General features: G+C 72.5%; 20 protein-coding genes and 2 pseudogenes. 10 read left to right on the top strand and 12 right to left on the bottom strand.

Going from position 1 to position 19,839, the window contains the following annotated elements; translation table 11 throughout:
• Complete coding sequence (locus IE274_RS29055) at window positions 1–864, bottom strand: helix-turn-helix domain-containing protein (protein ID WP_190118872.1); 864 nt, start codon at window positions 862–864, stop codon at window positions 1–3.
• Between the two features lie 210 nt (window positions 865–1,074).
• On the opposite strand from IE274_RS29055, the gene IE274_RS29060 reads away from it, so the two are divergent.
• The 3 genes from IE274_RS29060 to IE274_RS29070 all read left to right on the top strand — a co-directional run bounded on the left by IE274_RS29060 (window position 1,075) and on the right by IE274_RS29070 (window position 5,371).
• Entirely contained in the window at window positions 1,075–1,599 is a 525-nt protein-coding gene (locus IE274_RS29060) for an ATP-binding protein (RefSeq protein ID WP_307822158.1), read from the top strand.
• 273 nt (window positions 1,600–1,872) lie between these two features.
• Window positions 1,873–2,694: an SDR family oxidoreductase gene (locus IE274_RS29065; RefSeq protein WP_190118873.1), complete on the top strand. Its 822-nt coding sequence runs from the start codon at window positions 1,873–1,875 to the stop codon at window positions 2,692–2,694.
• Between the two features lie 247 nt (window positions 2,695–2,941).
• Window positions 2,942–5,371 carry an RICIN domain-containing protein gene (locus IE274_RS29070; RefSeq protein WP_190118874.1) on the top strand — a complete coding sequence of 810 codons (2,430 nt, stop codon included), beginning with the start codon at window positions 2,942–2,944 and terminating at the stop codon, window positions 5,369–5,371.
• A gap of 51 nt (window positions 5,372–5,422) precedes the next feature.
• Here the strand turns inward: IE274_RS29070 and IE274_RS29075 are convergent, their stop codons facing one another.
• Window positions 5,423–5,839 (bottom strand): VOC family protein, encoded by a 417-nt coding sequence (locus IE274_RS29075; protein ID WP_190118875.1) that lies wholly within the window; start codon window positions 5,837–5,839, stop codon window positions 5,423–5,425.
• Window positions 5,840–5,933: 94 nt separating this feature from the next.
• On the opposite strand from IE274_RS29075, the gene IE274_RS29080 reads away from it, so the two are divergent.
• Both IE274_RS29080 and IE274_RS29085 read left to right on the top strand, forming a co-directional pair.
• Window positions 5,934–6,530: a TetR/AcrR family transcriptional regulator gene (locus tag IE274_RS29080; RefSeq protein WP_190118876.1), complete on the top strand. Its 597-nt coding sequence runs from the start codon at window positions 5,934–5,936 to the stop codon at window positions 6,528–6,530.
• A gap of 53 nt (window positions 6,531–6,583) precedes the next feature.
• Complete coding sequence (locus tag IE274_RS29085) at window positions 6,584–7,075, top strand: SAM-dependent methyltransferase (RefSeq protein WP_229909876.1); 492 nt, start codon at window positions 6,584–6,586, stop codon at window positions 7,073–7,075.
• Here IE274_RS29085 and IE274_RS29090 read toward each other — a convergent pair.
• The 3 genes and pseudogenes from IE274_RS29090 to IE274_RS29100 form a co-directional block, all read right to left on the bottom strand.
• Window positions 6,972–7,187 (bottom strand): annotated as a pseudogene (locus IE274_RS29090) (transposase); the annotation flags it as partial. The gene IE274_RS29085 and the pseudogene IE274_RS29090 sit on opposite strands and share 104 nt — an antisense overlap.
• Before the next feature lie 3 nt (window positions 7,188–7,190).
• Window positions 7,191–8,093 carry a class I SAM-dependent methyltransferase gene (locus IE274_RS29095; RefSeq protein ID WP_190118878.1) on the bottom strand — a complete coding sequence of 301 codons (903 nt, stop codon included), beginning with the start codon at window positions 8,091–8,093 and terminating at the stop codon, window positions 7,191–7,193.
• A 168-nt stretch (window positions 8,094–8,261) separates the two neighbouring features.
• Entirely contained in the window at window positions 8,262–8,915 is a 654-nt protein-coding gene (locus tag IE274_RS29100) for a TetR family transcriptional regulator C-terminal domain-containing protein (protein WP_229909877.1), read from the bottom strand.
• An 83-nt stretch (window positions 8,916–8,998) separates the two neighbouring features.
• Here IE274_RS29100 and IE274_RS29105 point away from each other — a divergent pair, with 83 nt between their 5' ends.
• Entirely contained in the window at window positions 8,999–9,154 is a 156-nt protein-coding gene (locus tag IE274_RS29105; RefSeq protein WP_190118879.1) for a hypothetical protein, read from the top strand.
• Window positions 9,151–9,645 carry a DUF3237 domain-containing protein gene (locus IE274_RS29110; protein ID WP_190118880.1) on the top strand — a complete coding sequence of 165 codons (495 nt, stop codon included), beginning with the start codon at window positions 9,151–9,153 and terminating at the stop codon, window positions 9,643–9,645. Before IE274_RS29105 ends, IE274_RS29110 begins: the two co-directional genes overlap by 4 nt.
• 7 nt (window positions 9,646–9,652) lie before the next feature.
• Here the strand turns inward: IE274_RS29110 and IE274_RS29115 are convergent, their stop codons facing one another.
• Window positions 9,653–10,222, bottom strand: a complete 570-nt coding sequence (locus IE274_RS29115) for a TetR/AcrR family transcriptional regulator (protein ID WP_190118881.1) — start codon at window positions 10,220–10,222, stop codon at window positions 9,653–9,655.
• A gap of 230 nt (window positions 10,223–10,452) precedes the next feature.
• Here IE274_RS29115 and IE274_RS29120 point away from each other — a divergent pair, with 230 nt between their 5' ends.
• The gene (locus IE274_RS29120; RefSeq protein WP_190118882.1) at window positions 10,453–10,911 is read left to right on the top strand and encodes a nuclear transport factor 2 family protein; all 459 of its coding nucleotides are present in this window, start codon (window positions 10,453–10,455) and stop codon (window positions 10,909–10,911) included.
• Window positions 10,912–11,038: 127 nt separating this feature from the next.
• On the opposite strand, the gene IE274_RS29125 is transcribed toward IE274_RS29120, so the two are convergent.
• From IE274_RS29125 to IE274_RS29150, 6 genes and pseudogenes are all read right to left on the bottom strand, one after another.
• Complete coding sequence (locus IE274_RS29125; protein WP_190118883.1) at window positions 11,039–12,091, bottom strand: methyltransferase; 1,053 nt, start codon at window positions 12,089–12,091, stop codon at window positions 11,039–11,041.
• Window positions 12,092–12,118: 27 nt separating this feature from the next.
• Entirely contained in the window at window positions 12,119–13,129 is a 1,011-nt protein-coding gene (locus IE274_RS29130; protein ID WP_190118884.1) for a helix-turn-helix domain-containing protein, read from the bottom strand.
• Between the two features lie 52 nt (window positions 13,130–13,181).
• The gene (locus IE274_RS29135) at window positions 13,182–14,468 is read right to left on the bottom strand and encodes a cytochrome P450 (protein ID WP_229909878.1); all 1,287 of its coding nucleotides are present in this window, start codon (window positions 14,466–14,468) and stop codon (window positions 13,182–13,184) included.
• 138 nt (window positions 14,469–14,606) lie between these two features.
• A complete protein-coding gene (locus tag IE274_RS29140) occupies window positions 14,607–15,008 on the bottom strand; it encodes a hypothetical protein (RefSeq protein ID WP_229909879.1) in 402 nt (133 codons plus the stop codon).
• Between the two features lie 152 nt (window positions 15,009–15,160).
• Window positions 15,161–16,627 carry an FG-GAP repeat protein gene (locus IE274_RS29145; RefSeq protein WP_229909880.1) on the bottom strand — a complete coding sequence of 489 codons (1,467 nt, stop codon included), beginning with the start codon at window positions 16,625–16,627 and terminating at the stop codon, window positions 15,161–15,163.
• Window positions 16,628–16,805: 178 nt separating this feature from the next.
• Window positions 16,806–16,913 (bottom strand): annotated as a pseudogene (locus IE274_RS29150) (alpha/beta hydrolase); the annotation flags it as partial.
• Between the two features lie 218 nt (window positions 16,914–17,131).
• Here IE274_RS29150 and IE274_RS29155 point away from each other — a divergent pair.
• On the top strand, window positions 17,132–18,505 hold the full coding sequence (locus tag IE274_RS29155; protein ID WP_190118885.1) for a cryptochrome/photolyase family protein: 1,374 nt from the start codon (window positions 17,132–17,134) through the stop codon (window positions 18,503–18,505).
• A gap of 68 nt (window positions 18,506–18,573) precedes the next feature.
• Entirely contained in the window at window positions 18,574–19,821 is a 1,248-nt protein-coding gene (locus tag IE274_RS29160; RefSeq protein WP_229909881.1) for an SLC13 family permease, read from the top strand.
• Window positions 19,822–19,839 lie beyond the last annotated feature (18 nt).

The following is a 19,839-nucleotide window of genomic DNA, read 5'->3' on the forward strand; positions in this document are numbered from 1 at the left end:
TCAGCCGCGCGGCCCCAGTCGAGGCGCCGGGCGGTCCGACGCGCGCCGTGTGGCATGGAGGGAGCCGAGGAGGTGCAGCGCCTCGGCGCTGGGGCTGCCCGGTTCGGCGTGGTAGATGACGAGCTGCTGGCCGGGGGTCTCGCGCACCTCGAAGACCTGGTAGGTGAGGGTGATCGGGCCGACGTGCGGATGCAGGAGCCTCTTGTCGTCCCGGGTCTTGGCGCGCACCGCGTGCGCGTTCCAGAGTCGGGCGAAGTCCGGGCTGTGCTCGCTGAGGGACCGCACGAGCTCGCCCAGCCGCGGACTGTCCGGGTCGAAGCCGACCGCCAGCCGGAGATGGGCGACGGTCTCCTCGGCCACCCGGTCCCATGCCACGAAGAACTGCCGGGCCGCGCTGTCCGCGAAGACCATCCGGGCCAGATTGTCGGCCGGTTCGAAGGGGGCGTACAGCGCGTCGCACAAGGCGTTGCCGGCGAGGAAGTCCAGTGTCCGGCTGAGCACGACGGTGGGCGTTTGCGTGTAGCCGTCCATCAGTTGCCGCAGCGCCGGGCTGACCGTCTCGGCCGCGGGGGCCAAGGGCCGGTCGCCCGAGGCGATGCCGGCCAGCCGGTACAGGTGCGCCCGGGCATCCGTGTCCAGGCGCAGGGCGCCGCTGAGGGCTTCGAGCACCTGGGCCGAGGGGTGGCGCTCGCGTCCTTGTTCCAGGCGTGTGTAGTAGTCGGCGTTCACACCGGCGAGGACGGCGACCTCCTCGCGGCGCAGCCCGGCGACTCTGCGGAGCCCGTGACTGGCCATGCCCACGTCCTCGGGCCGCAGCCCGTCTCGGCAGGCCCGCAGGAAGTCTCCCAGGTGGTTTACGCGCATGGAGTCAGGCTAGGCGGCGGGGTCGGCAGGGCGCCTGGGTGCGGTACACCCCGGCACGGGCCGGGCCGCGGGCACCGCCCCCTCCCGGCACCCGCGGAGCGTCTACGGGTGACTACTTGCGTAACGGAATTCGTTCGAAATGTCGCCCTCGCGCGCCTGGGGCGTGGTTCGCTCCTCCGGGAAAGACCTTCGTTGAGTGGGAGGCCCCCCATGAATTCCTCCATTCGCAGGTCCCTCTTCACGAGCGTCACGCGCCCGCAGCGGCAGCGGCCCGCCGCCGCACAAAGCGATCAGCCTGCGATGAGCCCCGCCACAGCCGCCGCATTGGTCCCGTCGAATCCACTGCCGGAAATCACGCACGGCTTCGAGGCGGCCTTCGAACCCGATCCGGCCTGCGTCAGCGGCGCACGCAGGATCACCACGGCCTTCCTGCCCTTGTGCGGTGTGTGCGGGCAACTGGCCGACAGCATCGTGCTCGCCGTCTCCGAGTTGGTCACCAACGCTGTCCGACACGGAAAGGGAGATGTCGACCTGCGCCTTTCGATTTCCCGGAACGAACTGCTCATCGAAGTCACCGACGGCAATCCGAATCCGGCCGAGATGAATACGTCCGGCACCGACGAGGAATCGGGGCGCGGTCTGCTCCTGGTCGACGCCCTCGCACGAAAATGGGGCGTCACCCCGGACGGCACGACGACGTGGTGCGTCTTTCTCCTCCTCGTGGAGAAGCCGTGACGGTCACCTTCCGAGTCGCCCCAGGCGCTGCGTGCGGAGCGAGGCGAGCGTTTTCGAAGCATCGGCCGGCATTGGGATGCGCGGCGCGGCCATGCTCGTTCCGATCTACGTATACGCAACTGGCCCCGGACGAGGGCTGGTGCCCGCTGTCGGACGGCGCCCGTGGCACTCGTGCCGCTCTCGGCGGCAGAGGGGGTGGGCCACACCCAGGTGGGCGGCCACCGGACCAAGCACTGCCTGGTGGGGGCCGCCGGTCCGGTCGAAGGTGGAGGCATGCCAACTCCTTCCACGCATTCGGCCACGACCGTATCCACCAGTCCCGCCCCCTCCTCCTGGCCCGGCACCTCCCTCGCCGGGCGGGTCGCCGTGATCACCGGTGCCACCAGCGGCATCGGCGCCGCCACCGCCCGTCGACTGGCCCTCGGCGGCGCCCACGTCGCCCTCATGGGCCGCCGCGAGAACCGGCTCAAGGACCTGGCCGACGAACTGCGTTCAACCGGCCTCGGCAAGGTCCTCCCGATCGCCGTGGACCTGGCCGACTCCGCGGCCCTCGACCGTGCGGCGACCTCCGTCCGCTCCGGGCTCGGTCCCGTGGACCTGGTCGTGGCCAACGCGGGCACCATGCTCGGTGCGCCCTTCGAGACCGCCGACACCGGCGAGTGGGACCGCATGCTCGACGTGAACGTGCGCGGGCTGATCCACACAGGGCGTGCCTTCATCGACGATCTGATCACCGCCGCCACGAGCGGCCCCGCCGACCTCGTGCACATCGGCTCGGTCGCCGGCCACATGCTCTACCCCCAATGGTCCGTCTACGGCGCCACCAAGGCGGCGGTCGCCCAGCTCACCCGCAACCTCCGGGCCGAACTCGGACCGCGCGACGTACGCGTGCACAACATCGAACCCGCCGTCACCACCACCGAACTCGGCAACGACATGAGCAACGAGGACATGCGCACCGCCCTCACGCAGATGCGCGACAGCCTGCGCCCGCTGGCAGCGCAGGACATCGCCGAAGCAGTGGCCTTCACCGTCGCGGCACCTGCCAACGTGAACATCGCCGACATGGCTGTCGTCTCCGTCCGCTACGGCTGACCTGGCCACCATGCCCCGGCGGGTGCCCCCGACACACGGGGGCACCCGCCGGGGCATGAGCTGAGGGCCCGCCCTCCCTCTGGACAACGCCGAGACTCGATGCTGAGATGCCGGTGACCCCCGTTTCCAACGTTGCAAGAGGGTCGGGTGCGGCCGCCTCAGCGAGGCTGTCCCCCGCCTTCTCCACGTCGTACAGCGCCACGCACGCCACCCACCAGCGAGCACGGACCACGACGGGACAGCGGCCATGACGCAGCTCGGGCGACGGCACTTCCTCCTGCGCTCCGGCGCGATCACCCTCGGCGCGACCGGCGGGACAAGCGCCGTGACCGGCGGCCTCGCACCAGCGGCCGCCGCGCCACGCGGCGGCCTGTACGGCCCGAACCTCGCGCCCCTTGCGCCCACGGCCTTCCAGCGGCTGCCGCTGGGCAGCGTCACCGCTCGCGGTTGGTTGCGCGGGCAGCTGGACCTCCTGCTCGGCGGTCTTTTCGGAAGGTACGCGGAGGTCTCGCACTTCCTCGTCTTCGACGAATCCGGCTGGGTGCACCCGGACAAGGACGGGTGGGAGGAGGTGCCCTACTGGCTGCGGGGATACGTGGATCTCGCCGCCCTCACCGGGGACCGCACCGCCCTGGCGGCCGCCCGCAGATGGATCGACGCGATCGTCGCGACCCAGGAGCCGGACGGATTCTTCGGGCCCGGAAAACTGCGCACCCAGCACCGCGGCGGCCCGGACTTCTGGCCGTACCTGCCGCTCCTCCAAGCGCTCCGCTCGCACGAGGAGCTCACCGGCGACGAGCGGATCGTGCCGCTCATGTCGCGCTTCCTGCGCTTCATGAACGCCCAGGGCCCCGACGCCTTCAACTCCGGTTGGGTGTCCAAGCGTTGGGGCGACGGCCTCGATGTCGCCTTCTGGCTCTACAACCGCACGGAGGAGCCCTTCCTCCTGGACCTCGCCGACACGATGCACACCCATGGCGTGGACTGGTCCGCGGGCATCGCCGACTGGCACAACGTCAATGTGGCACAGGGCTTCCGCGAGCCCGCCCAGTACGCGCTGCGCTCCGGAAAGGACGCGCACACCCGGGCCGCGTACCGGAACTACGCGACCGCGATCGGAACGTACGGCCAGTTCCCCGGTGGCGGCTTCGCGGGCGACGAGAACGCCCGGCCCGGCTTCGGCGACCCCCGGCAGGGCTTCGAGACCTGCGGGATCGTCGAGTTCATGGCCAGCCATGAACTCCTCACCCGGATCACCGGCGACCCGGTGTGGGCCGACCTCTGCGAGGAGTTGGCCTTCAACCTGCTGCCCGCCGCGACGGACCCCGCCGGGTCGGGCGTCCACTACATCACCAGCGCCAACAGCATCGGCCTCGACAACCGTCGCAAGACCGAGGGACAGTTCCAGAACGGGTTTGCGATGCAGGCGTTCCAGCCCGGCGTCGACCAGTACCGGTGCTGTCCGCACAACTACGGCATGGGCTGGCCCTACTTCACCGGGGAACTGTGGCTCGCCACCCCGGACCGGGGTCTCGCGGCGGCGATGTACGCGCCGTGCCGAGTGACCGCGAGAGTCGGCGACGGCACCTCCGTCACCATCACCGAGGACACCGACTACCCCTTCAAGGAGACCATCACCCTCACCCTGGCCATGACCGAGCCCGCGCGCTTCCCGCTGCGCCTGCGCATACCCGGCTGGTGCGACCGGCCCCACCTCTCCGTCAACGGCACGCGGCTGCGGGCCCCGGACGGTCCGGCCTTCGCCGAGGTCGAGCGGACCTGGCGCAACGGGGACCGGGTCACGCTGCGGCTGCCGCAGCGCACCACCGTACGCACCTGGAAGAACGGAGCGGTCAGCGTCGACCACGGGCCCCTGACCTACTCCCTGCGCATCGGCGAGTCCTACGAGCGGTATGCGGGAACGGACGCCTTCCCGCACCTGGCGGTGCGCGCCACCACTCCTTGGAACTACGCGCTCGCACCCGACCCGCAGCAGGACCTCTCCTTCAGCGCTGAGCCAGGGCCGCTGACCGACGACCCCTTCACGCAGGCGGGCACTCCGGTACGCATCCGGGGCCGCGCCCGGCGCCTGAAGGAGTGGGTCGCGGACGCCGAACACGTGGTGGCCCCGCTCCAGCGCGGCCCGGCCCGTGCCACCGGCGCGCAGGAGGAGGTGGCGCTCATCCCGATGGGCGCGGCACGGCTGCGCGTCACCGCCTTCCCCACCGCGGCCCCCGGCGGCCGCCCCTGGTCACCCGAGCCCGCCTACCACCGGATCGGGAACCGGCACAGCGGCAAGGTCCTCGCGGTCGACGGCATGTCCCTGGACGACGGCGGACGCGTGGTGCAGTTCGACAACTCCGGCACGGGCGACCACGCGTGGCAGCTCATCGACCGCGGCGAGGGCAGTTGCACAGTGCGCAACGGGCACAGCGGGAAGGCCCTCGGTGTCGAAGGCGCCTCGACGGCCAACAGTGCCCGCTGCGTGCAGTACACCGACGACGGCGCCGCGCATCTGCGCTGGGAGCGGGTCGACAAGGGTGACGGCTGGTTCCTGCTCCGCAACCGCCACAGCGGGAAGGTCCTCGGGGTGGACGGCATGTCGACGTCGAACAGCGCTCAGGTCGTGCAGTACGAGGACAACGGCACCGCGGACCATCTGTGGCGGCTGGTCTAGGCGCGGCACGCCCTCCCCCGGCTGGTCCAGGAGCGGCGCGCCCTCTCCGGTTCACACCCCCACGTACTGACTGACGTACTCACCGCTGGGCGGTATGGGCGTGATGACGTCGACGAGAACCCCCGAGGGATCGGCCACGATGAAGTGCCGCTGCCCGAAGTCCTCGCTGCGCAACTCCAGGGCGGGGCTGAGCCCTTCACGCACGACAAGGCGCTCCCATTCCGCGTCGACGTCCTCGACCTCCAGGTTGAGCAGGAGGCCCTGAGCGGGGAGGCGGTGGGCCTCCGGGATGGTCGGGTGGGTGTGGTCGAGGAGGGCGAGCTCGTACGGCGAGTCGCCAGGGCGGCGCAGGCTCACGTACCAGTCGGCCTCGAAGGTGGTCTCGAAGCCCAACAGTCGGGTGTAGAAGTCCCGGGATTCCGCGAGCCGGGCGGTGCAGATCACGGGATAGAAGCTGGTCAGTCTCATGGTCGCTCCCCATTCACATACCGTTGGTATGCGAATGACGGTAGTCACGTACTATCGGTACGTCAACCGTCAACCGTCAACCGAGTGGAGCGCGATGAGCCGGCAGGGTGTCCGGGCGCAGCAACGGGAGCAGACGAGGCGGACGTTGCTGCGGGAGAGCAGGCAGTTGTTCGCCGCTCAGGGCTACGGCGCGGTGGGGCTGGCCCAGATCGTCGAGGCGGCGGGGGTGACCAAAGGCGCGCTGTACCACCACTTCGACAGCAAGGCCGAGCTCTTCGGCGCCGTGCTGGAGGAGGTGCAGCGGGAGGTGGGGCGACGCGTGGCCGCGGCGGCCGAGGAGCACACCGACCGCTGGGATCAACTGACGGCGGGCTGCCGCGAGTTCCTCACCGTGACCGCCGAGCCGGACATTCAGCGGATCATGCTCGTGGACGGGCCGTCCGTACTGGGCTGGAGCGCCTGGCGCGCCCTGGACGAGGCGTCCTCTGCCCACCACCTCCACGACGCCCTGACCGCCCTCGTCGCCGAGGGCACCCTCCCCCCACAGCCCGTGGCCCCTCTCACCCACCTCCTGTCCGGCGCCATGAACGAGGCCGCCCTGTGGCTGGCTTCCGCCGACGGGCCCACGGACCCGGCCGAGACCTGGGCGGCCCTCGAAGGACTGCTCAACGCCCTGCGCCACACGGGCTGAAGGCCGCGATGCGGCAGACGGCCGAACGGCGCGGCGAGGGTTAGCCTCTGGCCATGCCGAGCTTCGAGATCACACCGATAGGCACGGTCCGCAACGACCGGACGGATGTCCAGCACACGGACAACTGGGGTGCCGTCCGCAGCACGATCACCGTCGACGAGCGCTTCGGCGAGGCGTGTCTCCAAGGCCTGGAAGGCTTCTCCCACGTGGAAGTCCTCTTCGTCTTCGACCAGTTCCCGGAACCCGACGACTACCGCGCACCGCGCCCCTACCGTGGCCGTTCCGACCTCCCGCCCGTCGGCATCTTCGCCGGACGTGGCCCCCGCCGCCCCAACCGCATCGGGGTGACGTGCTGCGCCATCGAAGCCGTCCACGGGCGTGAACTGACGGTGGTGGGCCTCGACGCGGTGTCGGGCACGCCGGTCATCGACCTCAAGCCGACCAGGTGCCGTCGGCCGCCCAGATCCGCAACCGGTTGTGGACGCCCTTCCACGAGCCGAACTGCTCGGGCAGGTCCATCCACGGCGTCCCGGTGCGGTACTTGAACGCGATCGCGTCGATCACCTGCCGATGATCCCGCCACCGCCCGCCCCGTCGAGGCGCCCGGTCGGGCAGCAACGGCTCAATGCGCGCCCACTGGGCATCAGTCAACGACACACATCAACCAACGATCAGATGATCCGAAGGAAACGGCCTAGCCGCAGGCGCAGCCACCCCCTGCCGGGGCGGGCGCTTGTGCCAGATGAAGATCTCTGTGCCCGGCTGGCGTTCGGAGAAGCGACCGGACGGGGAGGCCTCCCGGAGTACGCGGCGCAGGTCCGACTCGAAGGCTTCGCGGTGGGGACCGAACAGGTGCGGGGCCGAGAAGGACATCGAGAACACCTGGGCCACCAGGTCGTCGCAGTCGCGGTCCATGGGCTGGCCGCCGGGGGCGACGTGGCGGTCGGGGCCGGAGAATCCGGCGCGGGCGAAGATGGCCGACTCACCGCCCGGTGTGCCCTGCGGGAGCGTTCCTCGGCCCGCTCGCCGCACCGGGCCGAGGTACGTCCTGACCAGGTCGTCCAGCGCGGCTCGGGGCGGGGCCGGGTGGGGCAGGTCCGCGTCGGCGCGGGGGGCCGTCTTCAGGTCCGAGATGTGCAGGAGTACGCCGTCGGGCGTGAGCATGTCCCGTACGGTCGCCGCCACCAGTTCGCGGTCCATCCAGTGGAACGACTGGGCGAAGGCGGCCGCCGTGAACGTGCCGAGGCCCGCGGGCAGGTCCTCGGCGCGGGCCCGCACCCAGTGCGTCTTCGCGGCCAGGCCCGCCTTCGCCGCCTGCCGTCCGGCCTCGGCGATCATTCCGGCGTCCGGATCCACGCCCACGACCTCGCCGAACAGATCCACCAGCGTCAGGGCGACCGCGCCCGGGCCGCATCCCACGTCGAGAAGGCGGCCCCGCCCGTCGAGTCGCAGGGCCTCGGCCAGCGCCTTCGCCAGCCCCGGCGCGTACGGGAGCCTCCCCCGCGCGTAGTACGCAGCCGTCCCCGCGAACAAGCTCTCGTCCCACTCCCAGCCGTCGATCACACCCGTCCCCGTCCCTCGTCTTGTTCGTTCGCGGAGTCGCCCGCCCGTCCGGGCCGCCCGATGATTCCACGGCTTGAGGGAGATGCGGCACGGCTTTTCCCGTGTCGTGCGGGGTGTGGGCGTCGCGCACACGGTCAGTGCGGGGGCGCGGTCAGTGCGGGAGCGCGGTCAGTGCGGGAGCGCGAGGAACCCGTCGACCACGCGGCGGGCCTTCGCGACCACGTCGGTTCCGCCCAGGCGCAGCTCCGTGTTGGTGGCCACCAGGACCGCGTCGATCTGGAAGGCCGTGAGGTCCGGGTCGAGTTCGGTGATCTCGTGCGCGTCGACGGCGTGGCGCAGTTCGGCGGCGAGGACGGCCAGCCAGGTGCGGCGGTGGACGAGCAGGGTGTCGCGGACCTTCCCCGGTCGGCTGTCGAAGTCGGGGAGGCTCGCCGCCCAGAAGCAGCCTCCGTGGAACAGCGGTTCCTCGGCGTACGCGAGCCAGTGTTCCGTCAGTGCGCGCAGTCGCGCGGCGCCCGGTGCGGCAGTGCGCGCGGGACGGATGACCGCTTCCGTGAACGCCTCGCGCGCCGCTTCCGCCACGGCGAGCTGCAGGTTCTCCTTCGTCTTGAAGAGCGTCTGGATGCCGCTCTTGCTCAGCTCCAGGTCCGCCGCCAGGCGGCCGATGCTCAGACCGCTCAGGCCTTCAAGGGAGGCGACGTCCACGCCGTGGCGGGCGACCTTCCGGCGGGCGCGCATCCCCCGGACGAGGCGCTGATCCCCCGCGGCCTCCGCCCCGGCTGCGGCTGTTGGTGAACTCCGGTGCCCTGCGTGCTCGTTCATCGGCCCCATCCTGCCATGTGCTTGCACAAAACATACGACCGATCGTACGTTTAGTTCAGCCGAGCTTCCCAGGAGGCGCGTCCATGGATGATTCACGCATGTTCGAGCTGACGCACGCCCTCGCCGCGGCCAACAGTCGGCAGGACGTTCCGGCCGCGCTCGGCGCCCGGCCCGGCGTCCCGACGGACCGGGTCCGGCGCACCCTGCTCCCCGTACCGACAGGAGGCAACGCAGCATGACAGTGGACCCGCGCGTGAAGGACGTCGGTGACGTCCGGACCGCTCATCTCTTCGACATCGTCGTCGACTTGGACCCCCGCCTGTCCATCGGCAGCGGCCCTTACGGCCGACGGGTCCTCTTCGGTGCCGCAGGCGGTACGTTCCACGGCCCGAGGCTGCACGGCGACGTGCTGCCCGGCGGCGGGGACTGGGCGCTGTTCGGCCCCGACGGCACGATGAACCTGGACGTGCGCCTGACCCTGCGGACCCACGACGGCGCCCTCCTGCACATGACGTACGGGGGCCGCTGGGTCACTCCGCCCGAGATGCGCGAGGGGTTGGCCGATCCCGCCGAGCGGCACCGGATCGACCCCAGCCGCTACTACTTCCGCACCAGCCCCCTCTTCGAGACCGGCGCCGAGCGCTATGCGTGGCTCAACGGCACGGTCTGCGTCGGGTCGGGCTACCTCATCGAAGGCGGCATCGCCTACAAGGTCGCCCAGGTGCTGTGAGGGATCGTCACGCGGAAGCCTGACGGGAGGCGGTGATCAGGAGTCGGGCGGCCTGGGCCGCCTGCTGCGCGGGGGCCGTGGTGCGGGTGATCGCCGCCGTCGCCATCGCGCCCTCGGCCAGCAGGAACACCTGCTCCCCCAGGCTCGCGGGCAGGCCCGCCCGCGCCACCAGGTCGGCCACATAGTCCCTGAACGCCGCCTTGTGCAGGCGCACTTGGCGGGCCACCGGCTCCGACGTGGCGCCCAGCTCGCCGTACGAGTTGATCCAGGCACAGCCGTTGAAGTCGGGCTCGGCGAACCACTCCCCCAGCCAGTCGAAGACCGCCAGGATGCGCCGCTCGGGGCTCTCGTGCCGCTCGACATGCTCGGCCAGCTCGCGTCGCCAGCGCTCGTCGCGGCGCTCCAGGTAGGCCTCGACGAGGCGTTCCTTCGCGGGGAAGAGCTGGTAGAGGCGCTTGAGGGAGAGGCCGGACGCGGTGCGGATCTCGTCCATGCCGACGGACTGGATGCCGCGCCGGTAGAAGAGCCGCTCGGCCGCGTCCAGCGCCCGCTCCGCGGCGGTGACCGTGGTGTCCATCGGCCGACGGCCTCCTGTCTCCGGTCCCTCTCTGGCCCCTGGGTGTTCCCCGGCTTGGCCTGGGGTTTTCCAGTATTCGGAGCCACCGTACCCCGTCAAGGGCGCGCCGCCGGGTTTGCCTCAGGGGCAAGGCGACTACCCAGGAGAACGCACGTTCTCTAGAGTGGCCGACGAGGCAGAGAACGAGCGTTCTCCACCTGTGGTCACCATGAGCACCTGAAGGAGCCGACATGACGTCACGCCCCCCGTTCCCCCCGTTCGACGAGGAGACGGCCCTGCAGAAGGTCCAGGCCGCCGAGGACGCCTGGAACACCCGCGACCCCGAGCGCGTCGCGCTCGCGTACACCGTGGACTCGGTCTGGCGGAACCGGGACCGGTTCGTCACCGGCCGGGACGAGATCGTCGCGTTCCTGCGGGACAAGTGGTCCCGGGAGGGCGAGTACGCGCTGCGCAAGGAGCTGTGGGACTTCCACGGGCCGCGGATCGCGGTGCGTTTCCAGTACGAGTGCCAGACGCTGGACGGCCAGTGGTGGCGCAGCTACGGCAACGAGCTGTGGGAGTTCACGGCGGAAGGGCTCATGGCCCGCCGCGAGGCCAGCATCAACGACACGCCGATCAGCGCGGCGGAGCGGCGCATCTTCGGGACCCGGCCGGAGAGCGAGCGTCGACAGCCGCTCCCCGTGCGGTAGTCGGCCGCGCGGGGCGCGGCGCGACAGCCCTGGTTCCGGGCGGCGCACCCCCGCAACCAGGCCTCCCGCGTCCCTCGGCCTTCCCCGGCCGACCGGACCCACCGCTCCTGCCGGACCCGCCGAACGGTCAGTCCCCGGCGGCCTCCGCCTCGATGGCGTGGAACGGCGGCGCCTGCGGCAGCGGCGTGACGGACGTGACCGTGAGTCCGGCGCGGCGGCACACCTCCTCGAACTCCGCGCGGGTGCGTTCCCTGCCGCCGACGTTCACCAGCATGTTCAGATCGCTCAGGTAGATGCGCCCGGCGGTCGCGGGGTCGACGACCTCGGTCAGTACGGGCTCGACGATCAGGACGCGGCCACCGGGCGGCAGCACGGCGCGGCAGTGGCTCAGGATCGTGACCACCTGGTCGTCCGACCAGTCGTGGACGATGCTCTTCATCATGTGGAGATCGGCGCCTTCGGGCACCGAACGGAAGAAGTCCCCGGCCACCAGGGAACATCGGTCCGCGAGCCCGTCCCGGCTCAGGGTGTCCGGGGCCTGGGCCAGGCCTTCCTCGGTGTCGTAGATGACCCCGGTGACGGCGGGGTGCTCGCGCAGCACCGCGCTGAGCAGCGTGCCGTCACCGCCGCCGATGTCCATGACCGTCTTGAACCGCCCGAAGTCGACGGCGCCCGGCAGCGCCGCGGCCGTCTGCCGGGTGCCCTGGCTCATCGCCGCGTTGAACTCGGCCGAGAGGTCCGGGTGTTGCTTGAGGTGGCCGAAGAAGTCCGTGCCGAAGACCTTGTCGAAGGCGACGTCGCCGGTGCGGACGCTGTCGTCCAACTGCTCCCAGCCCCGCAGCATCATCGGCTCGGTGAACATCCGGGCGATGGACGCGAGGGAGCCGGGGCTCGCGGGGTCGAGCAGGGCACCGGCGGGCGTGACGGCGAAGGTGCCCGCGGCGCGTTCCTCAAGGAGGCCGAGGCCGGCCAGGGCGCGCAGCAGCCGGGACATGGACTGCGGGGCGGCGTCGGCCCGGGCGGCCACGTCGTCCGCCGTCATCTCCTTGTCGCCGATCAGCTCGACCACGCGTAGCCGCAGGGTCGCGCGCAGCACCTGCGCCGCCAGGCCGCCGAAGGCGTACTCGATGACCAAGCGTGCGTCGGCGGGAGTGGTCGCCCGGGCCTCGTCGTTCGTCACGGTGTCTTCCCTTTCGCCATGGGTGTGTCAAGCGCTGTGCGAGGTGCTCGTTTCGCGGTGGGTGACGGCGTCGACCTCATGCCCGGCTTCCGCGTCAGCGTCGCGGGCCACATCGGCGTCGGCGTCGGCGGGACTCGCCATCCGTGTCAGCGCCCCCGGCGTGCACCCGGTGAACGCGTACACGTCGCGGTGCAGGTGCGACTGGTCGACGTAGCCGCACGCCAGCGCCGCCTCGGCGGCATCCGCGCCCGCGTACAGGCGTCGGGCCGCGCAGTGGAAGCGGACCAGCATCGCCGCGCGTTTGGGGGTGAGGCCGACCTGGGCGGTGAACCTGGCCCACAGCCGTTTGCGGCTCCATCCGCACGCGGCCGCCAGGTCACCGACCCGCACCCGGCCTCGCCGGGCGACGATGGACGACCAGGTCGCGGCCACCTCGGCGTCCATCACCGGTGCGCGCGCCGCCCGTTCGCCGAGGAACCGGTCGACGAGGGCGAACCGCTCCGGCCAGCCCCCGGCCCCGGCGATCCCTTCGCCGAGCCGCCGCCCGCGCGCGCCCCACAGCTCCTCCAGGCCGGTCACGGCCCCGTGGAGGTCGGCGGGCGCGGCGTCCAGCAGCGCGTACGCGGCCGGCGGCGACAGGCGCAGCTCGACGCAGGAGAACCGCCCGGACCGAATGCGGGTCGGCCCGGGCACGGGACCGGCGACGAGGCTGCCCAGGGCCGTCCGGCCCGAGCCGCCGTCCACGTGCAACAGGGCGTCGCCGAAGCCGAGGACGACAGTGACGAACGGCTGCGGGAACACGCGCATGTCGAGGCACCCGCCCGCGCGGGAGCGGTACCCGGCCACGTAGACGCCACCGCCCCCGCCGCCGCCCCCGCGCACTGCTGGTCCGCCGACGGGCCGCACGGTGTCCCAACCGGCGTCGAAGTCCCGGCCGTCCTCGGCACTCAAGCCACCTGCGGATCCGGCGTCCCAGCCGCCCGCTGAGCCCCGGCTGCCGTCAGCCTCCCGGCCGTCTTCGAAGTCGTCGCCGTACATGCCTCCACCCTGGCCGGTTCTCGCAGGCTCGTCTTGGACGAATGTTCCCGTGCTACGCCGGGGCGCGCGGGCTCACCAGCATGCGGATGTCGTCGGCGGCCCAGAGCACGAACCGTTCGACCGGCACCACCTCGTGCCCCGGCACGGGCCGGAACCGGAAGCGTTTGAGCAGGACGGCCAAGACCAGCTGGGCCTCGGCCACGGCCAGGTTCGCGCCCTCGCAGCTGCGCGGGCCGATGCCGAAGGGGATGTGGGCGAGCCGCGGCCGCTTCGCGGTCTCCTCGGGCGTGAACCGCTCGGGGTCGAACCGCTCCGGCTCGGGCCAGTGCTCGGGGTTCATGTGGACGGCCCAGAACGGGTAGAAGACGGTCGCCCCGGCGGGGATCTCGTAGTCGCCGACGGTGAGGGCGTCGGTGGTCTCGCGCGCGCCGTACGGGCCGGGCGGGTAGAGCCGCATCGACTCCTTGAGGACCATGTCCAGGTACGTGAGCCGTCGCAGGTCGGGGTAGTCGGGCACGGCGCGCTCGCCCAGGACGCGGTCCAGTTCGCCGGTGACGCGCGCGGCCACGTCGGGGTGGCGCGCCAGCAGGTGCAGGGTCCAGGAGACGGCCACGCCGGTGGTGTGGTGGGCGGCGAGCATCGTCACCATGACGGTGTCGCGGATCCGCGCGGGCTCCGCACCGGCTTCGACGAGCGCCCCGATGAGGTCGCTGCGGTCCGTGCGGCCGTCGGAGCGGTGCGCCGCGACCACCCGGTCGACGGTCGCGCGCAGGTGGGCCAGGGCGTCTTCCGCCCGGGCGGCGCGCTCCTCCTGGGTGCCGGGGACGGGGGCTTCGTAGAGCCGTCCCAGGTATTCGGTGAGGACGTCCTCGAACGCGGTGATGACGCTGTCGGGGTCCGCGGCGGCGCTGCCTCCGAGGGCGTACTCGCAGATCATCCGCAGGGTCAGCGCGGTGAGGTCCTTCTGCAGTTCGACGGGCTCCGCGGCGGCGTGCGCGGCCCAGCCGTCGGCGAGTTCCGTCGTCAGCGCGGCGAAGGCCGCGAAGTGCCGCTCGTGGGAGGGGCGTCCGGCGAACACCGAGAGCAGCAGCCGCCGCCACGGCGTGTGCTCCGCGGCCGGGATGACCTGGAGGTTGCCCGCCTCGCACAGCGGCGCGAGGAACTCGAAGAGCTGGTCCGGCCGTTCATTGAGGTGCGCGGTGGCTTCCAGGAGCACGGGGTCGGCGACGGACACGGCCGTCGCCGTGCCGGGCAGCTGGAACCGTACGACGGGTCCGTACTCGGCGTGCAACCGCAGTTGGTACTGGTGCAGTCCGCCCGCCGCCGTGATGGCGCCCACGCCGCCGTCCGGCCGGGGCTCGGGGCCGGGGATCCTCGTGTCTCCGATGGCCGGACCTCCTCCTCGTACGGGCGTCCCACCAGAAAACCCCCACCCCGCAGGCCAGTTCCACTCCCTTTGAGCCAATCGGCACGGGCATTACCGGCCCCGTCCGGGCCCGTCGGCGCGGGCCGCGTCCTGGGCCCCGTCGTGGGCCGCGGCGCGTGCCGCCCGATAGCGGGTGATGAGCGTGGTCAGTTGCGGGTTGAAGCCCTCAGCGGCCTCCAGGGCGGCGTCCGGCAGCGGGTCGTCGGGGGCGTAGCCGAGGGCGGGCTTTCCGGCGAGGTGTCCGCAGAGGGCGTCGAGGTGCTCCAGGAGTGCCGCGTCGCGGGCCTGCTCGGGGGTGAGGGAGCGCAGCCAGGAGAAGCGTTCGGCCGGTGCGTCGGGGCGGGGCGGCAGCGCCCGGCGCAGGCCTTCGGCGCGCGCGGACAGGGTGTTCCACACCGGCAGTCGCAAGGCCGCGACCAGGTCGCCGGGTGCGGCGCGGGTGGTGGTCGTCATGCGTCCACGTTCGCAGGGGGCACTGACATCGGCGTGGTCCCGGGACGGCGATTCGGGCGGGTCAGCCGTCCGGGACCACGCATTGCGGCAGGTGGGGCAGCCGGTGGCCGGAGCCCTCGCGGTGGGCGGGCGGGGTATCCGCAGGGCGTTACTCAGCGGCTGTTCAGCGGATTGCCGTACTTCTGAGCCGTGCCGAGGTACGGCAGGCCGAGCGTGCGCGGCGAGAAGGCCACCGAGCCGCCGGGCGCCCCCTTGGGGAGGAGCCATGCGGCGCCCAGGGAGGCGTTCTCGCCCGGGGATCCGACCGCGACGTCCGGTGTCCGGTCGGCGTCGTGGTCGCCTGCGGCGACCGCCGCGCCGAAGATGTCGCCCGCCTCGGCGACGCCAGGGACACCAGGCGTGTCCTGGTTCCAGGCGACGGACCTGGCACCGCCGCCCGCGTCGAGCAGGCCCTTGGCACCACCGCGCAGCAGCCAGGCGGCGCCCGCCTTCGCCTTGCTTCCGACGGCCTCGCCGGGGGCGCCCGCGATGAGGTCGTCGCGGCCGTCCCGGTCGACGTCGGCGACGGCGAGGGCGGCGCCGAAGCGGTCGCCGTCCTCAGCCACGCCCGGGACGCCCGCGGTGTCCTGGTTGAGGGTCTGGGCGCGGGTGCCGAACGAGCCGCTCGCGGGGCTTCCGTAGTGGAGGTGGATGCCGCCGCCCTTGGCGAGCTTCTCGGGGCCGCACGGGTCGTCGATGTTCTCGTCGGCGATCTCGCGGCATTCGCCGAGCGCCAGGTCGTCGTGGCCGTCGCCGTCGAAGTCACCGGCGGCCAGGGCGGTCACCCCGGCGTTGTCCGTGTTCCAGAAGTTGGCCATCTCGGACCGCTCGGCGTCCCACTTCCACAGCCGTACGTGGGACTGGGTGTGGGGGGTGCCCGCGGTCCAGTACGCCACGGCCAGGTCCGGTGTGCCGTCGCTGTCGAAGTCGCCGGTGGCCAGGACGGGGGCGCGGCCGCCCATGGGGGCGGCGACGACGGTGGTGACCATGCTGTCCTCGCCCACGATGACGCGGGCGACGACCTTGTCCGTGCCGCCGACCACGATCGCCTTGTTGTCGCCGCCGGTCAGGTGGGCCGCCGCGACCGACTTGCCGTACGCGGCGGACGGCGAAGGACCGGTGAGGACCGTCGAGCCCGGTCCCGGCCCGTCCTTCGAGCCGCCGACGGCGATGACCATGCCCGCGTCCGTGCCGCGGTCGGTGACGTCCTCGCCGGGGACACCGGCGAGGAGTTCCGCGATGCCGTCGCCGTTGAGGTCCGTCAGGGTGACGGCCGCGCCGAAGCGGTCGCCTGCCTCCGGGGTGCCGGGAACCTCGGGGGTGGCCTGCGTGACACGGATGCTGCCGTGGGCGCCGACGCCCCTCGGGCCGCCCCAGACGACGTTCACGTACCCGGCCTTGGCGTGGCCGCCGACGGTCCCGTCCGGGACGCCGACGGCGAGGTCCGCGTAGCCGTCGCCGTTGAAGTCGCTCGTGGCGGCAGCGGGTGCCGCGGTGGCGGCGCCGGTCGGGAGCACGAACCCGGCGGTGGCCGCGGCGGTGGCGATGGCGTACGTCAGGATGCGGCGGCGGTGTGACACGGAGGCTCCCACTCGGTCGATGGGGTGCGCTGTTGTGGGGTGTGACCCCCGAAGGGCCGAGCTGGTTGTACGAAGTTCACCGGAGGTTGGTGCCGGGTTCACGGCCGGGGCGGGGCACGTACCCCCCCCCGCGAACAACCCGGCGGCCGCGATGCGCGGCTCGGACCGGTGCGGCCCCGGCAGCTCCAGCAGAGTCGGGCGTCCACAGGGTGCCGGGGATGTCGCCGAGGGTGAACTCGCGCTCGATGACGCCGTCGTCGAGGCGCTGTTCGGAAGTGAACTGCATGATCGTGCCTTTCGGGAGTGCGCGGAGACGGCGCTCCCGGACGGCCTGTCGCCCGACCGTGCCCCCGGAGGGAAGCACCCATGTCGATACGTTCACGGGTACCACCTCCTCGTTCTCCAGCACGGCCGCCGGAAAGCCAGCAGCGGCCGCCGCGGTCCTCCGACAGGTTCTTACGCAGCCTCCCCGCCAGCAGCACCGCCCCCCTCAGGAGCAGCGCCATGGCCACCTCCATCGTCCTGTTCACCGCCGACCTCCGGCTGCACGACCACCCGCCGCTGCGCGCCGCGCTCGCCGAGGCGGACGAGGTCGTCCCGCTCTTCGTCCGGGACGACAACGTGGCCGCCGCCGGGTTCGCCGCGCCCAACCGTCTCGCCTTCCTGGCCGACTGTCTGACGGCGCTCGACGCGGCCTTGCGCGAGCGCGGCGGGCGGCTGGTCGTGCGGTCCGGGGACGTGGTGGACCAGGTGGGTGCCGTGGTCGCGGCGACCGGCGCCGGGGCGGTGCACATGGCGGCCGGGGTCAGCGGCTTCGCGCAGGACCGGGAGCGGCGGCTGCGGGCCGCGCTCGCGGAGCGGGGCTGTGCGCTGCACGTCCACGACTGTGTCGTGACGGCGGTCGCGCCGGGCGCGGTGACCCCGGCGAACGGTGACCACTTCGCCGTCTTCACGCCGTACTACAGGCGCTGGTCGCAGCAGGGCGTGCGGGATGTCGTCGCCGCCCCGCGCACCGTCCGCGTGCCGTCCGGCCTCGCCTCCGAGCGGGTGCCGGCGCGCGCCGACGTACGGGAGGTGTCGCCCGGTGTGCCGCCCGGCGGCGAGGCCGTGGCGCGGACCCGGCTCGCGGCGTGGCTGCGGTCGGGGATCGCGGGCTACGCGGACGGGCACGACGACCTGGCGGGCGACCGGACGTCCCGGCTCTCCCCGCACGTGCACTTCGGCACGCTCTCGCCCGTCGAGCTGGTCCACCGCGCGGGGAAGACGGACGGGCCTGGTCCGGCCGCGTTCGTACGCCAGTTGTGCTGGCGGGACTTCCACCACCAGGTGCTCGCGGCCCGGCCGCGCGCGGCCTGGGCGGACTACCGGGACCGGCAGGACCGCTGGCGCGGCGAGGACGAGGCGGCCGACGACATCGAGGCGTGGCGGCGGGGGCGCACCGGCTTCCCGGCCGTGGACGCGGCGATGCGGCAGCTCGCGCACGAAGGGTGGCTGCACAACCGCGGCAGGCTGATCGCCGCGAGCTTCCTCACGAAGACGCTGTACGTGGACTGGCGGATCGGCGCCCGGCACTTCCTGCGCCACCTGGTGGACGGCGACATCGCCGACAACCAGCTCAACTGGCAGTGGACGGCCGGCACCGGCAACGACACCCGCCCCAACCGCGTCCTGAACCCGGTACTGCAGGGCAAGCGCCACGACCCGGAGGGCGCGTACGTACGCCGCTGGGTGCCCGAACTGGCGGAGCTGGCGGGCGCGGCGGTGCACGAGCCGTGGCGGCTCACCGGCCTTGAGCGCGCCCGGTTCGACTATCCCGAGCCGATCGTCGACCTCGCCGAGGGGCTCGCCCGCTTCCGGCAGGCCCGGGACCGCTCCTGAATGATTCCCTCCGCTTGTTCCGGGGGTGGCGTCCGGGTCCGGGCCGGGCACCGGGAATGATCGAGGGCATGCTCCTTGAGTTCCTGTCCGTCGCCGCCCTGATCGTCGTACTGGCGTGCGCCGTCGTCCGCCCCTTCGGGCGGCCGGAGGCGGTGTTCGCCGTGCCCGCCGCCGCTCTCGTCATCGTGACGGGGGCGATCCCGCTGGACGACGTACGCGACGAGGCGGCCCGGCTCGGCCCGGTGATCGGCTTCCTCGCGGCGGTCCTGGTGCTGGCCAAGCTGTGCGACGACGAGGGGCTGTTCCGGGCCTGCGGCACGTGGATGGCCCGCTGGGCCCGGCACCGGCCGCGGCGGCTGCTCGGTGCGGTGTTCGCGCTCGCGTCGGTGGTGACCGCCGCGCTGAGCCTGGACGCCACGGTGGTCCTGCTGACGCCCGTGGTGTTCGCCACGGCCACCCGCATGGGCACCTCCGCCAAGCCGCACGCCTACGCCTGCGCCCACCTCTCGAACACGGCGTCCTTGCTGCTTCCGGTGTCGAACCTGACGAATCTGCTCGCGTTCACCGCCACCGGCCTGACGTTCACCCGCTTCGCGCTCCTGATGCTGCTGCCGTGGCTGGCGGCGATCGCCGTCGAGTACGTCGTGTTCCGCCGCTACTTCGCGGCCGACCTGGACGCGCCCACCGACGACGACGGGGCCCAGGAACGCCCGGAGGTGCCGCTGTTCGCGCTGGTGACCGTCGCGGCGACGCTCGGCGGGTTCGCCGTGGCCTCCGCGGCCGGCGTCGACCCGGCGTGGGCCGCGGCGGCCGGTGCGGCCGTCATGGCCGTACGCGCCCTGGCCCGGCGGCACACCACACCGGCGGCGATCGTCCGCTCCGCGGGCCTGCCGTTCCTGGCGTTCGTCCTGGCCCTCGGCGTCGTCGTCCGCGCCGTGATCGACAACGGCCTGGGCGACGCGCTCGGCCAGGCCCTGCCCGACGGCACGTCCCTGCCCGCGCTGCTCGGTACCGCCGCGCTCGCCGCGGTCCTCGCGAACCTGATCAACAACCTGCCCGCCGTGCTCGCCCTCACCCCGCTCGCCGCCACCTCCGGCCCCGGCGCGGTCCTCGCCGTCCTCCTCGGGGTCAACATCGGCCCCAACCTGACGTACGCGGGCTCCCTGGCCACGCTGCTCTGGCGCCGCATCACGCATCACCACGAACACGACGTCCGGCTCAAGGAGTTCACCGTCCTCGGGCTCCTGACCGTGCCCGCCGCGCTGCTCGTCTCGACGCTCGCGCTGTGGACGTCGTTGCGGGTCATCGGCACCTGACGACGGCACCCGACGGCG

The sequence above is a fragment of the Streptomyces flavofungini genome, from assembly GCF_014650815.1.
GTDB classification, from domain to species: domain Bacteria; phylum Actinomycetota; class Actinomycetes; order Streptomycetales; family Streptomycetaceae; genus Streptomyces; species Streptomyces flavofungini.